Annotated in this window: 13 protein-coding genes; 5 read left to right on the forward strand and 8 right to left on the reverse strand. The window is 59.4% G+C overall.

The window, feature by feature from the left end; genetic code table 11:
- Positions 1–5: 5 nt before the first annotated feature.
- Positions 6–746: an HTH-type transcriptional regulator MlrA gene (gene mlrA / locus OWK27_RS05135; RefSeq protein ID WP_252004580.1), complete on the forward strand. Its 741-nt coding sequence runs from the start codon at positions 6–8 to the stop codon at positions 744–746.
- A 69-nt stretch (positions 747–815) separates the two neighbouring features.
- Positions 816–929: a protein YohO gene (locus OWK27_RS05140; protein WP_148422764.1), complete on the forward strand. Its 114-nt coding sequence runs from the start codon at positions 816–818 to the stop codon at positions 927–929.
- On the opposite strand, the gene OWK27_RS05145 is transcribed toward OWK27_RS05140, so the two are convergent.
- The 5 genes from OWK27_RS05145 to bglX form a co-directional block, all read right to left on the reverse strand.
- Entirely contained in the window at positions 904–1,641 is a 738-nt protein-coding gene (locus OWK27_RS05145) for an ABC transporter permease (protein ID WP_267589960.1), read from the reverse strand. The genes OWK27_RS05140 and OWK27_RS05145 overlap by 26 nt on opposite strands.
- Positions 1,625–2,575 carry an ABC transporter ATP-binding protein gene (locus OWK27_RS05150; RefSeq protein WP_148422759.1) on the reverse strand — a complete coding sequence of 317 codons (951 nt, stop codon included), beginning with the start codon at positions 2,573–2,575 and terminating at the stop codon, positions 1,625–1,627. Before OWK27_RS05150 ends, OWK27_RS05145 begins: the two co-directional genes overlap by 17 nt.
- Entirely contained in the window at positions 2,568–3,725 is a 1,158-nt protein-coding gene (locus OWK27_RS05155; protein WP_267589961.1) for an ABC transporter permease, read from the reverse strand. The genes OWK27_RS05150 and OWK27_RS05155 overlap by 8 nt, the downstream gene beginning before the upstream one ends.
- A gap of 12 nt (positions 3,726–3,737) precedes the next feature.
- Positions 3,738–4,655 carry an ABC transporter substrate-binding protein gene (gene osmF / locus OWK27_RS05160; RefSeq protein ID WP_267589962.1) on the reverse strand — a complete coding sequence of 306 codons (918 nt, stop codon included), beginning with the start codon at positions 4,653–4,655 and terminating at the stop codon, positions 3,738–3,740.
- Between the two features lie 137 nt (positions 4,656–4,792).
- A complete protein-coding gene (gene bglX, locus OWK27_RS05165; protein ID WP_267589963.1) occupies positions 4,793–7,090 on the reverse strand; it encodes a beta-glucosidase BglX in 2,298 nt (765 codons plus the stop codon).
- Between the two features lie 189 nt (positions 7,091–7,279).
- Between bglX and dld the strand changes: the two genes are divergently transcribed.
- Together dld and OWK27_RS05175 are read left to right on the forward strand one after the other, a co-directional pair.
- A complete protein-coding gene (gene dld, locus OWK27_RS05170) occupies positions 7,280–9,028 on the forward strand; it encodes a D-lactate dehydrogenase (protein WP_267589964.1) in 1,749 nt (582 codons plus the stop codon).
- 112 nt (positions 9,029–9,140) lie between these two features.
- A complete protein-coding gene (locus OWK27_RS05175) occupies positions 9,141–9,695 on the forward strand; it encodes a GNAT family N-acetyltransferase (protein ID WP_148422754.1) in 555 nt (184 codons plus the stop codon).
- A gap of 60 nt (positions 9,696–9,755) precedes the next feature.
- On the opposite strand, the gene pbpG is transcribed toward OWK27_RS05175, so the two are convergent.
- Together pbpG and OWK27_RS05185 are read right to left on the reverse strand one after the other, a co-directional pair.
- Positions 9,756–10,679 carry a D-alanyl-D-alanine endopeptidase gene (gene pbpG / locus OWK27_RS05180; protein WP_267589965.1) on the reverse strand — a complete coding sequence of 308 codons (924 nt, stop codon included), beginning with the start codon at positions 10,677–10,679 and terminating at the stop codon, positions 9,756–9,758.
- Positions 10,680–10,845: 166 nt separating this feature from the next.
- Positions 10,846–11,433 carry a Yip1 family protein gene (locus OWK27_RS05185; protein WP_102750707.1) on the reverse strand — a complete coding sequence of 196 codons (588 nt, stop codon included), beginning with the start codon at positions 11,431–11,433 and terminating at the stop codon, positions 10,846–10,848.
- A gap of 157 nt (positions 11,434–11,590) precedes the next feature.
- Here OWK27_RS05185 and OWK27_RS05190 point away from each other — a divergent pair, with 157 nt between their 5' ends.
- Entirely contained in the window at positions 11,591–12,163 is a 573-nt protein-coding gene (locus OWK27_RS05190) for a DedA family protein (protein ID WP_176609896.1), read from the forward strand.
- Between the two features lie 491 nt (positions 12,164–12,654).
- Here the strand turns inward: OWK27_RS05190 and OWK27_RS05195 are convergent, their stop codons facing one another.
- Positions 12,655–13,419, reverse strand: coding sequence for an SDR family oxidoreductase (locus OWK27_RS05195; protein ID WP_193355603.1), 765 nt, complete (start codon positions 13,417–13,419; stop codon positions 12,655–12,657).
- Positions 13,420–13,435: the final 16 nt, after the last annotated feature.

Below are 13,435 nucleotides of genomic sequence, written 5' to 3' on the forward strand. Positions count from 1 at the left end.
CGAAAATGGCGCTTTACACGATAGGTGAAGTGGCACTCCTGTGTGATATCAATCCCGTTACGCTACGGGCGTGGCAGCGACGGTACGGATTGCTTAAGCCGCAAAGAACGGACGGCGGGCATCGCCTGTTCAACGATGCGGACATCGATCGCATCCGTGAGATCAAAAGCTGGATCGACAACGGCGTGCAGGTGGGTAAGGTGAAGTCGCTGCTGAGCCAGGACGATCCGGATACCCAGCGTGCCTGGCGCGAGCAGCAGGAAACCCTGCTGAGGCTGTTGCAGGCGGGCAATTTGCAGCGTCTGCGCGGCTGGATCAAAGAACAGGGGCGGGATTACCCCGCGCAGACCCTTATCACCCACCTTTTTATTCCCCTGCGGCGACGCCTCCAGTGTCAGCAAACTACCCTCCAGGCGCTGCTCAGCATGCTCGACGGCGTGCTGATTAACTATATTTCCGTCTGTCTTGCCTCCGCGCGCAATAAAAACAGCAAGGATGCGCTGGTGGTCGGCTGGAACGTGCACGATACCACCCGGCTGTGGCTCGAAGCGTGGATAGCCATCCAGCAGGGCTGGCGCGTTGACGTACTTGCCCACTCGCTGGCCCAGCTCAGACCGGAGCTGTTTGACGGCCAGACGCTGCTGGTCTGGTGCGGAGAAGTCCCTTCGGCCTCCCAGCGGCAGCTCCTGACCGAATGGCGCGCGCATGGCTATCCCGTTTACCCGCTGGGGCCAAATGCGTCGTAACGGCATTTAATGGTTCATTAACAGCTGCGCTTCACCGTATAATTGTTCCGTTAACAACAGGAGCACATGATGAAGGCAACGAAACTCGCCGTAATTACCCTTTTTGCACTGATGGCCCTCAGCGGGATCGGTGGCGTTATGCTCGCAGGCTACTCGTTTATTGTCCGCGGCGGTGTTGGCTGAGATACGCGGCCAGACGTTCGAACAGGCGATCCACCACAATCGCCGCCAGCGCGACCAGAACGGCGCCCTGGATAATATAGGCCGTATTAAACCCGCTTAACCCGATGATGATTGGCGTACCAAGCGTATTCGCTCCCACCGTCGAGGCGATGGCTGCCGTACCGATGTTGATAATTACCGACGTCCGCACGCCGGCGATAATCACCGGTGCAGCCAGCGGCAGCTCTACCTTAACCAGCCGCTGCCGGGCGCTCATCCCCATCCCTTCCGCTACGCTCAGCACCGATGCAGGCACCGCCGCAATACCCGCCAGCGTTCCCTGCAGAATGGGCAACACGCCGTACAAAATCAGCGCAACAATCGCCGGCTCCTGTCCAAAGCCGATGGCCGGAACCGCAATCGCCAGCACGGCTACCGGCGGGAAGGTCTGCCCCGTTGCGGCGATGGTCTCCACCAGCGGGCGAAACTCCCTGCCCGCAGGTCTCGTCACCGCAATACCCGCCCCCACGCCCAGCACGATGGCGACCACGCTCGAAACCGCCACCAGCCAGAAGTGCGCCAGGGTGAGATTAACAAAGCTCTCCTGCTGATAAACCGGACGCGGCAGCCCGGGAAACAGCGCGCTGAACAGCGACGCGCTGTGCGGCATCAGGAAAAGCAGGGCAATAAAGAGCAGCACCAGCCAGAGCAAGGGATCACGCACCCGCTTCACGCGTCACCTCCCCCGCCAGCAGATCGCGGAAATGGATCGTTCCGCACGGCGTTCCCTGCGCATCCGCCACCGGCAACGCTTCACACTGCCTCGCGACAAACGCAGATAACGCATCGCGCAGGCTCATCTGGTCGTGCAGCGCTTCGCCGCCAACCCGCGCATCCTGCGGACGCATATAGTCCCTGACGGTGCGCAGCGAGAGCAGCCTGACGCCCAGCTCGCTGCGGCCAAAAAACTCGCGCACAAAGTCGTTTGCCGGCGCCGTCAGCAGCTCAAGCGGCGTTCCCTGCTGAACGACCTCACCGCGATCCATCACCACCAGACGATCGGCCAGACGCAGCGCCTCGTCGATATCGTGGGTCACCAGAACGATCGTACGCCCAAGGATCCGATGGATGCGGGTCATCTCCGCCTGCAGCGCGCCGCGCGTAACCGGATCCAGAGCGCCAAAGGGTTCATCCATCAGCAGCACCTGCGGGTTGGCGGCCAGCGCGCGCGCCACGCCGACCCGCTGCTGTTGTCCGCCGGAAAGCTGATGCGGATAGCGGTCGCGAAGCGACGCGTCAAGCCCCAGCAGCGCCATCAGCTCGTCGACGCGCGCGTTGATCTTCGCCCGCGACCATTTCTCAAGCTGCAGCACGGTGGCAATATTCTGCGCCACCGTCCAGTGGGGAAACAGGCCGATGGACTGAATGGCGTAGCCCATCCGACGCCGCAGCTCCAGCACCGGCAGGCTGCGGATCTCTTCTCCGGCAAAGCGAATCGTCCCGCTGTCATGCTCCACCAGCCGGTTGATCATCTTCAGGGTGGTGGATTTTCCCGACCCCGACGTACCGATCAACACCGAAAACGCCCCCTCGGCAAAGTTCAGGTTCAGGTGGCTTGCCGCCGGACGGCCCGCAAAGGTTTTACTTACATCGTGAAATTCAATCATTGGCTCTTCTCCCGAGCAGCGCGAGCCACAGGGCAAATAAGGCATCCAGCACGACCGCCAGCGCAATGGTGGGTACGACGCCCAGCAACACCAGATCCAGCGCGCTGCTGAGCAGCCCCTGGAAGACCAGCGCCCCAAAGCCGCCCGCCCCAATCAGCGCGGCAATCACCGCCATCCCCACGGTTTGTACCGTCACCACCCGCAGGCTGCGAACCAGCAGCGGAAGCGCAAGCGGCAGCTGTACTTTCCAGAAACACTGGCGCGCACTCATCCCCATCGCGTGCGCGCTTTCCAGCACGTCCGGCGCAACCTGGCTTAGCCCCGCCACCACGCCGCGCACCAGCGGTAACAGCGCATACAGCACGAGGGCGATAAGCGCCGGCGTCAGCCCGGTTCCGGCAATGCCCACCGCGGCCAGGGCAGGGAAAGTTTTCACCAGACCGGCCAGAGGGGCAATCAGCAGGCCGAACAGGGCGACGGAGGGTATGGTCTGAATGACGTTGAGCACGGTAAAGACAGCGCCCTGCTTGCCGGGATGCCGGTAGCACCACATGCCAAGCGGCACGCCCAGCAGCAGCGCCGGGAGCAGCGTCCCGCACAGGATCGTCAGATGCTGCACCAGCGCGTTGTCAAACACCTCCTGGCGGTTGGCGTACTCTTTTAACAGCGAGAGCTGATTCAGATCGCCGCTGAAGAGGATCAGCAGCGGAATAACCCAGAACTGCGCGTTAAGCAGCCAGCGCCAGACGGGCATCGGCGTCAGACGGCGAATGGCATCGCTACAGGCCAGCAGGCAGAGCGCCAGCCACAGCCACAGGCCGCTGCCAATTGACGTGCGGGCAAGCGGGCTTTCAACCGAGGCCATCTGCGCTGCCGCCTGCCCCGCGCTCCAGAACAGCACGATAAACAGCGCTTCGCAGAGAAGTAGCGTCAGCCATTGCGCGGCGCGGCCCGGCCAGAGCGATAAGGCAACGGCACCCGCCAGCGCCGCCCCCAGCAGCAGCGGCGTAAACGACCATATCTGCCAGAGCGCACGCGGTTCGCCCGACACCAGGCGGTTTGGTGCAACATTCACAAAGGGTAACGCGACCGCCGCGATGGCCACGCAGGCCAGCAGCAGCAGTACGCGGTTATGACATTTTATTGGCACAGCCTTATCCCGTTACTTCACAAGCCCTTGTTGCTTCAGGAAGTCGGCGGCCACTTTTTTGGCATCCAGCCCCTCAACGGCAATGCTGGCGTTCAGCTGTTGCAGCGTTTTCGCATCCAGTTTTTCAAAGACCGGCTTCAGCCATTCGTCCATATCCGGATAGGCTTGCAGAACCGCCTCGCGCACCACCGGGGCGGGGGCGTAAATCGGCTGAACGCCCTTCGGATCGGTTAAGGTTTGCAGGCCAAGCGCCGCTACCGGCCCGTCGGTGCCGTAGGCCATCGCGGCATTCACCCCGGAAGTTTGCTGCGCCGCCGCCTTGATGGTCACGGCCGTATCGCCGCCCGCCAGAGAGAGCAGCTGAGACTGGTCGAGCTTGAAATCATAGGCTTTTTCAAACGCCGGCAGGGCATCCGCGCGCTCGATAAACTCGGCCGAGGCCGCGAGCTTAAACTCGCCCTTCTCTTTCAGGTAGCGGCTGAGATCGTCAAGCGAGGCAAGCTTGCCCTTTTCGGCGATATCTTTGCGCACCGCGATTGTCCAGGTGTTGTTGGCCGGTGCCGGCGTCAGCCAGATCAGCTTGTTTTTCTCCGCGTCCAGCTTTTTGACTTTGTCATAGCCGGCTTTGGCATTTTTCCAGTCCGGATCGTTTTCATCCTTGAAGAAGAACGCCCCGTTGCCGGTATATTCCGGATAGATATCCAGCTCGCCAGAGGTGATAGCGCCGCGCACGACCGGCGTGGTGCCAAGCTGCACTTTATTGACCGTTTTCACGCCGTGGCTTTCAAGCACCTGCAAAATGATATTGCCGAGCAGCGCTCCCTCGGTATCAATTTTGGAGCCTACCTTAACCGGCTCAGCTGCCTGCAGCGGCAGGCTCAGCGCCGCCAGAAGCACCGCTGAACCTGAAATCCCCTTAATAATCGTCATTCTGCTTTCCTCATTATTTTGTGGCCTTTTTCATAGGCTTGAGAGAAAAGCGTAGCTTAAAACGGCGAATTTAACCGTTTTTAGTACAAGATGAGAGACATCCCCCGGCCAGGCGGGGGATGGTGAGGCAGGAAGGGTTATTGCAGTTCGAATTCGGCTTTGTTCACGCGGGCGGAATCCACGCCAATAAACACGTTGAATTTGCCAGGCTCGGCATCGTATTTCATCTGCTGATTCCAGAACTTCAGCGCGTTCACGTCGATCGGGAAGCTGACCGTTTTGGTTTCGCCCGGCTTCAGGTTGACCTTCTCGAAGCCGCGCAGCTGTTTCACCGGACGGCTCATGGAGGCGGTGACGTCCTGCACGTACATCTGGATCACCGTCGCCCCTTCGCGCTTGCCGCTGTTGGTCACGTCCACGCTGGCGGTGACCTTGCCGTCACGCGTCATGGTCGGGGCTGACATCTTCACGTCAGAAACCCTGAAGGTGGTGTAGCTCAGGCCGTAGCCAAACGGATACAGCGGGCCGTTGGCCTCGTCGAAGTAGCGCGAGGTGTACTTGTTCGGCTTATCGGCGTTATAGGGGCGACCGGTGTTCAGGTGGCTGTAGTAAACCGGGATCTGCCCGACGGAGCGCGGGAAGGACATCGGCAGCTTGCCGGACGGGTTGTAATCGCCAAACAGCACGTCGGCAATGGCGTTACCGCCTTCGGTACCGGCAAACCAGGTTTCCAGAATGGCGTCAGCCTGCTGGTCTTCTTTCACCAGCGCCAGCGGACGACCGTTCATCAGCACCAGCACCAGCGGCTTGCCGGTGGCTTTCAGGGCCGCGATCAGATCGCGCTGGCTTTGCGGAATGGTGATGTCGGTACGGCTGGACGCTTCGTGCGCCATCCCCTGCGCTTCACCCACGACCGCGACCACCACGTCGGACTGCTTCGCGGCGTTAACCGCTTCGTCGATCATCGCCTTCGGCGTGCGCGGATCCACCTTCACCGCTTCCTCATACTGATTGAGGAACGTGACGATGTCTTTGTCGTCAGTGACGTTCGCGCCTTTGGCGTAGATAACTTTCGCGTTCTCGCCCACGGCGCTCTTGATGCCGGTCAGCACGGTAACGGACTGATCGGCCACGCCCGCGGCGGACCAGCTGCCCATCACGTCACGCTTGCTGTCGGCCAGCGGGCCGACCACGGCAATGGTGCCGGATTTTTTCAGCGGCAGCGTGTCGAGGCGATTTTTCAGCAGCACCAGGCTTTCGCGCGCCACTTCCCGGGCCTCTTTACGGTGCAGGCGGCTTTCGGCGTTGGTGTCCGCCGGGTCAGACTCCTTCGGCCCCAGATGGCTGTACGGATCGTTAAACAGCCCCATGTCGTATTTCACGTTCAGCACGTGCCGCGTGGCGTCGTCCAGCTCCGCCATCGTCACCTTGCCGCTCTTGACCAGCCCCGGCAGGTATTTGCTGTAGTATTCGTCGCTCATGCTCATGTTGATGCCGGACTTGAGCGCCACGCGCACCGCATCTTCCGGGTCAGACGCCGTACCGTGTTTAATCAGCTCTTTAATCGCGCCGTGGTCAGAAACGGTGATGCCCTTAAAGCCCCACTGGTCGCGCAGCACGTCTTTTAGCAGCCAGGCATCGGAGGTGGCTGGCGTGCCGTTGAGGGAGTTCAGCGCCACCATCACCGCGCCGCTGCCGGCGTCCAGCCCCGCTTTGTACGGCGGCATATAGTCGTTGAACAGGCGCTGCGGACTCATGTCGACGGTGTTGTACTCTTTGCCGCCCTCCACCGCGCCGTAGGCCGCGAAGTGCTTGACGCTGGTCATCACCGAGTAGCGATCCGCCGGGCTTTTGCCCTGCATCGCTTCCACCATGGCCTTGCCCATCGTGGCAGTTAAATACGTATCTTCACCGAAGCCCTCTGACGCGCGGCCCCAGCGCGGATCGCGGGAGACGTCGACCATCGGTGCCCAGGTCATGTTCAGGCCGTCGTCTGCGGCTTCATATGCCGATACGCGCCCGACGGTTTTCACCGCATCGAGGTTAAAGGAGGAGGCTAAGCCGAGGCTGATGGGGAAAACGGTACGCTGGCCATGCAGCACGTCGTAGGCGAAGAACAGCGGAATTTTCAGGCGGCTAAGCGCCATCACCTGATCCTGCATGGCGCGGATATCCTGACGGGTGACGGTGTTGAAAATCGCCCCTACCTGGCTCTCTTTAATCATCTCGCGGATGGCTTCTTTTGGATTATCCGGGCCGACGCTGATCAGCCGCAGCTGGCCGATTTTCTCATCGACCGTCATCTTTTTGAGCAATTCCGTGACAAACGCGTCGCGGGCTTCAGGCGTGAGCGGGTGATTACCAAACAAATCCTCTGCCAGCGCAGGCTGCAGCGCCAGGCTGACGGCGACACCTACAGAACATAGCCATTTCATGTCGTTATTCTCTCTCATCAATAACCGCGGGAAGCACCCGGCCAGACCGTGCGAAAAGCGCAGTGTGCCACAAAGCCCGAAAACCTTGCAGGGTTATTCTCTGATTTTTCTCATGAATACCCGACCGCTTAACGGCTAATCGCGCTATGCTTTACAGCGAGAAATTTGCCCCACCACAAGGAGTGGAAGATGTCTTCTGTTCGAACTGACGATAACAATACATTTATTAACGAACTGTCGCGCCTGGTTGGTCACTCTCACCTGCTTACCGACCCGGCTAAAACCGCCCGCTACCGTAAGGGCTTTCGCTCCGGACAGGGCGACGCGCTGGCGGTGGTCTTCCCCGGCACGCTGCTCGAACTGTGGCGCGTGCTGAGCGCCTGCGTCGCGGCGGACAAGATTATTTTAATGCAGGCTGCCAATACCGGCCTGACCGAAGGCTCCACGCCGAACGGTAACGACTACGATCGTGACATCGTCATCATCAGCACCCTGCGTCTCGACAAGCTGCACCTGCTGGACAAAGGCGAACAGGTGCTCGCCTTCCCCGGTACCACCCTTTACTCGCTGGAAAAAGCGCTCAAGCCGCTGGGACGCGAGCCGCACTCGGTGATCGGCTCCTCGTGCATCGGCGCGTCGGTGATCGGCGGGATCTGCAATAACTCCGGCGGCTCGCTGGTGCAGCGCGGCCCGGCCTACACGGAGATGTCGCTGTTTGCGCGGATTGATGAAAACGGCAAGCTGACGCTGGTGAACCATCTGGGCATCGATCTGGGCGTAACGCCCGAGCAGATCCTCAGCAAGCTTGACGACGACCGCGTAAGGGATGAAGACGTACAGCACGATGGCCGTCACGCGCACGACCATGATTACATCACCCGCGTGCGCGACATCGACGCCGATACGCCGGCGCGCTATAACGCGGATCCGGATCGCCTGTTTGAATCCTCCGGCTGCGCGGGCAAGCTGGCCGTGTTTGCGGTGCGCCTTGATACCTTCCCGGCGGAGAAAAAACAGCAGGTGTTTTATATCGGCACCAATCAGCCAGAGGTGCTCACGGAGATCCGCCGCCATATTCTGGCGGAATTTACCCACCTGCCGGTGGCGGGCGAGTACATGCACCGGGACATTTACGACATCGCCGAGCGCTACGGCAAAGACACCTTCCTGATGATCGACAAGCTCGGCACCGACAAAATGCCGTTCTTCTTCACCATGAAGGGCCGCACCGACGCGATGCTGGAGAAAGTCTCGCTGTTTAAGCCGCACTTCACCGACCGCTTTATGCAAAAGCTGGGCAACGTCTTCCCGGCGCATTTACCGGAGCGGATGAAGACCTGGCGTGACAGATATGAACACCACCTGCTGCTGAAGATGGCCGGTGACGGCATTGAAGAAGCGCAGAGCTGGCTTACGGCGTTTTTCAAATCCGCCGACGGGGATTTCTTCGCCTGTACGCCGGAAGAAGGCTGCAAGGCCTTCCTGCACCGTTTTGCCGCGGCGGGAGCCGCCATTCGCTATCAGGCGGTGCATTCGGAGGAGGTGGAGGATATCCTGGCGCTGGATATTGCGCTGCGCCGCAACGATACCGAGTGGTTTGAACACCTGCCACCGGAGATCGACAGCAAGCTGGTGCACAAGCTCTACTACGGCCACTTTATGTGCTATGTCTTCCACCAGGATTACATCGTCAAAAAAGGGGTTGATGCGCATGCGCTGAAAGAGCAGATGCTGGCGCTGCTGCACGAGCGCGGCGCACAGTACCCTGCCGAGCATAACGTGGGCCATCTGTATAAGGCGCCGGAAACCCTAAAAGCGTTTTATCGCAAAAATGACCCTACCAACAGTATGAACCCCGGCATTGGCAAAACAACCCGGAAGAAATACTGGAAAGAGAGTGCCGAAACAGCGCAGGACAATACGCAAGCCGCTGATTGAACCCAGCAGCCAAATTTTAGAGATTGTTAAGCCTTCCGCAATCGTACTAGAGTAGCTGCCTGTAGCCAGAGAAACGTTTCTCTGGCTTTCCTGACTGAGGAGCAGGCAGAGCATGTCGGCTATAGAAATTTTATCCGAAACCGAAATTGAGGTGCGCGACGCCCTTCCTGACGATGCGCATGCCATCTCGGCGATATACGCCTGGCATGTGCTTCATGGACGTGCGTCGTTCGAGGAAGTTCCCCCAACCGTCGATGAGATGCGTCAGCGGATAAAGAGCGTGACCGACAGCGGCTTACCGTGGCTGGTCGCGCTGTATCGCGGCATCATCGTCGGCTACTGTTACGCCACGTTTTATCGTCCTCGCCAGGCCTACCGGTATACCCTTGAAGAATCCATCTATGTCGATGCCAGCACCACCGGCCGCGGGTTTGGTTCGTCCCTGCTTCAGGCGCTGATTGCCCGCTGTGAGCAAGGGCCCTGGCGGCAGATGATTGCCGTCGTCGGTGACGGGCAGAATAACCCCGGGTCGTTACGGCTGCATAAAAAACACGGTTTCGAGATTGTGGGCCAGCTCAGGAGCGTGGGATATAAGAAAGGCGACTGGCGGGACACGGTAATGATGCAGCGCCCGCTCAACGACGGGGACTGGACGCTGCCGGAATAAGGGCACGATCTGGTGCCCTCACCCCGGCCTTCTCCCTGTGGGCGAGGGAGAAAACTTTGCTCAGTCGTTTTGCGCCGTTGCCATCTGCTGCGCTTTCTGCTTTTTATACGCCAGCGCTGAAGCCGGCACCGGCTGCACTTTCCCGGTTTCAATCCAGGTACGCAGGCGGCTCGCATCGGCAAAGTGAGTATATTTGCCGAAGGCATCCATCACCACCAGCGCCACCGGCTTGCCGTTGAACACGGTGCGCATCACCAGGCAGTGCCCTGCCGCATTGGTAAAGCCGGTCTTGGTTAGCTGAATATTCCAGTTGTCACGGTAAACCAGATGGTTGGTGTTCCGGAACGGCAGCGTGTAGGCCGGGTTCGAGAATGTTGCCATATCTTCACGCGTGGTGCTGAGCTGGCCAATCAGCGGGTATTGCTTACTGGCGATCAGCAGCTTCGTTAAATCTCGCGCCGTCGAGACGTTATGGATCGACAGGCCGGTTGGCTCCACGAAACGGGTGTTTTTCATCCCCAGCGCTTTGGCTTTTGCGTTCATCGCGCGAATAAACGCGTCGTAACCGCCAGGATAATGATGGGCGAGGCTTGCCGCCGCGCGGTTCTCAGAGGACATCAGCGCCAGCAGCAGCATATTTTTACGGCTGATTTCACTGTTCAGACGAACGCGGGAATAGATCCCTTTCATCTCCGGCGTGTGGCTGATATCCACCTTCAGCTTTTCGTCCAGCGGCAGCCGCGCATCAAGCACCACCATCGCGGTCATGACTTTGGTGATGGAGGCAATCGGGCGCACCAGATCCGGTTGACTGGCGTAGATCACCTTGTTGGTATTCAGGTCAACGATCATCGCGCTGCCGGAAGCAATCTGTGGCTGCGCAGCAGCGGTAGCGACTGCGGGGGTTTTGGCGACGGCTGGCGCGGTAGCGGACACACCCAACAGCAGCGCAAGGCTAAGTAGTGAAACTCGGAATTTCAGCATGATGAGACTTCTGATAATGATTCACGCACGTTATGACGTACACCGCCTGCGTCGACGCGCTTCACAGGCTGGCTTCGGCATCATAGCGGGCGGCGGACGATGTCGCCAGCGGAGAATCATGAGCAGATGCTGCATTGCTGGCATTTACGCCAGCAATGCAGTGGAGCTAAAAGAGACGGTATCCATAGCCCCAAAGAATAACTGTCAGGGCCAGAAGCGCCTCCAGGACCAGAACGCCGATGGCCAGCGTTGAGCTGGAGAAGCTCAGGCCCTCTTCTTTATTGATATTCAGGAAGGTTGGCACCCCCACATACAGCAGATAACCGGTGTAAAAGAGGGCAACCGTACCGATCAGCGCGCACAGCCAGACCAGTGGATAGAGCGCGACAATACCGCTTAAGAACAGCGGGGTCGCGACGTACCCGGCGAAGACCATACAGTGCGCCAGCGACGGGCGCTGCGGGTAGTTGCGCGCCATCCAGTGGATGACCCGCCCCATCACCGCCACCCCGGCCAGCATCAGGCCATAGAACAGAATGGCCATATACAAACCGGTAAACCAGGAGAGCTTAACCACGGTGCCATCACCAAAGTTCCAGCCGATTTGCGTTGTACCAATAAACGCGCAGACCACCGGCACCGCCGCCATCAGCAGCACGTGGTGGGTGTAGTGATGGGCGACCGTTTCATTCTCGTTTCGGATAACCTGCATTTCACGATCGGGATGGGAGAAAAGTCCCCAGACATGGTTCATAACGCCCCCTTGTTGTCGGCCCGTCAGCGATAGCTTAAGTATAATGCAGCCTTTAGATTATTTTATGTACAGTGGGAAATTTCCGTTGATTGCCGCGCGGTTGATGGATGGGGTATATGATTAACGCAGGCATTTTAAGGGAGATGACATGTACAGCATGGATATCAACGGTCTCATTGAGCAATATGGCTACGCCGCGCTGGTGATCGGCAGCGTGGCAGAGGGCGAAACCATCACGCTGCTGGGCGGCGTCGCCGCACACCAGGGACTGCTGTCGTTTCCGCTGGTGGTCGCCGCGGTGGCGCTGGGCGGAATGATTGGCGATCAGCTGCTCTACTTTCTGGGACTGCGCTTTGGCCCAGCGCTCCTGCAGCGTTTTGCCAGGCATCAAAAGAAAATCCGCCGCGCCCAGCGCCTCATCCAGCGACATCCCTATCTGTTTGTGATTGGCACCCGCTTTATGTACGGCTTTCGCATCATTGGCCCAATACTGATTGGCGCCAGCCGCTTACCGCCGAAAATCTTCCTGCCGCTCAACATTATCGGGGCGATTGCCTGGGCGCTTATCTTCACCACGCTTGGCTACGCGGGCGGCGAGGTGATCGGGCCGTGGCTGCATAACCTCGATCGGCATCTTAAGCACTGGGCGTGGTTGATCCTCGTGGTGGTGGCGGTGGTTGGGGTGCGGCTGTGGCTTAAGCATCGCGAAAAGCGGCGGGATGAGGAGTGAGTGCGTCCTGCTGCCCTCACTCCGTCCCTCTCCCACCGGGCTGAGGGATCCCCACAAAATAATGCCTGCACGGAGGACCCCCTCTCCCTTGAGGGAGAGGGCTGGGGTGAGGGGGAACATATGGTTGTAGAGGTAATTCCGTTCACTTTAAATTCCTTGCTACTCTTTAACGGCATGACTTGTGAACGTGCCATGGCGGCTCAGTCGCCGCCGCCCTGGCGACCCGGGCTCCCGGCGGTAAATCGCCGCTTCGCGGTGCCTTCGGCTTATTCCTTCCGGCTTATCGGGGACGGGCGGAGGTAACATCCCTGTAAAGCCGCCCTCTCGGCGCATCCCTGCGCCTCGCCCCGGCCTGCAGGAAACGCCTCAGCGATTTACAGCCGGACCAGGGCATCGCTGTAATTCATTTATTTTCCTGAAACAACATTCGTCGCTTTCGGTAAAAAAATTACTGGGGATCCCTCAGCCCACAGGGAGAGGGAGAAGGGTATCTACCCTTGTGGCTTAAACTGCGGGTTCGCCAGCATAAAACCGCCGTCGACAATAAACGACTGCCCGGTGGTGTAGCTGGCGTCGCTGTCGCATAGCCACGCCACCAGGCTGGCAATTTCTTTGGTGTGGCCGGGGCGCGCCAGCGGGATTGACGGCATTGATCCCTCTTTAACTTCGCTGTCGTCCATGTCGTTCATTGGCGTGGCAATCGCGCCGGGGGCGACGGCGTTCACCAGGATCTTATGCTGCACCAGCTCCAGCGCCATCGACTTGGTTAACCCGCCCAGGGCATGCTTTGCGGCGGTGTAGGCGCTGGCTTCCGGCAGCGGCGTATGTTCATGCACCGAAGTGATGTTCACTATTCGCCCCCCTTCCCCCTGCTTCACCATCTGACGCGCGGCGATTTGCGAGCAGAGAAACGCGCCGTCGACATCAACGGTGAAAATGTTCCGCCAGTCGTCAAAGGACAGGTCAAGAAAAGACGATTTGTTCATTGCCCCGGCATTGTTAACCAGCACATCCAGCCGCCCGAAGCGCGCAACCAGCGTTTCAATGGCCCTGGCGCCTTCCGGCAGGTTGCTCAGGTCCAGATGAATGGCCTCGGCGCGCTGCCCGCGCGCTTCAACTTCACGGCAGGTTTCCAGCGCTCCTTTTTCATCCGAATGCCAGGTCACGCCGATATCAAACCCGCGTTCGGCCAGCATCAGGGCCGTCGTTTTACCAATTCCCGAATCCGATGCGGTAACAATTGCGACTCGCGTCATACTCACCTCCTGAAAA

The sequence above is a fragment of the Enterobacter cloacae complex sp. 2022EL-00788 genome (genome assembly GCF_026627565.1).
In the GTDB taxonomy this organism is placed as follows: Bacteria; Pseudomonadota; Gammaproteobacteria; order Enterobacterales; family Enterobacteriaceae; genus Enterobacter; species Enterobacter pasteurii.

Bases quoted from the DNA above. Each gene is read 5' to 3' on its own strand.
- OWK27_RS05195 (WP_193355603.1), bottom strand. From the start codon at position 13,419: ATGACGCGAGTCGCAATTGTTACCGCATCGGATTCGGGAATTGGTAAA.
- osmF (WP_267589962.1), bottom strand. From the start codon at position 4,655: ATGACGATTATTAAGGGGATTTCAGGTTCAGCGGTGCTTCTGGCGGCG.
- OWK27_RS05185 (WP_102750707.1), bottom strand. From the start codon at position 11,433: ATGAACCATGTCTGGGGACTTTTCTCCCATCCCGATCGTGAAATGCAG.
- pbpG (WP_267589965.1), bottom strand. From the start codon at position 10,679: ATGCTGAAATTCCGAGTTTCACTACTTAGCCTTGCGCTGCTGTTGGGT.
- OWK27_RS05150 (WP_148422759.1), bottom strand. From the start codon at position 2,575: ATGATTGAATTTCACGATGTAAGTAAAACCTTTGCGGGCCGTCCGGCG.
- bglX (WP_267589963.1), bottom strand. From the start codon at position 7,090: ATGAAATGGCTATGTTCTGTAGGTGTCGCCGTCAGCCTGGCGCTGCAG.
- OWK27_RS05140 (WP_148422764.1), top strand. From the start codon at position 816: ATGAAGGCAACGAAACTCGCCGTAATTACCCTTTTTGCACTGATGGCC.
- OWK27_RS05190 (WP_176609896.1), top strand. From the start codon at position 11,591: ATGGATATCAACGGTCTCATTGAGCAATATGGCTACGCCGCGCTGGTG.
- mlrA (WP_252004580.1), top strand. From the start codon at position 6: ATGGCGCTTTACACGATAGGTGAAGTGGCACTCCTGTGTGATATCAAT.
- dld (WP_267589964.1), top strand. From the start codon at position 7,280: ATGTCTTCTGTTCGAACTGACGATAACAATACATTTATTAACGAACTG.
- OWK27_RS05175 (WP_148422754.1), top strand. From the start codon at position 9,141: ATGTCGGCTATAGAAATTTTATCCGAAACCGAAATTGAGGTGCGCGAC.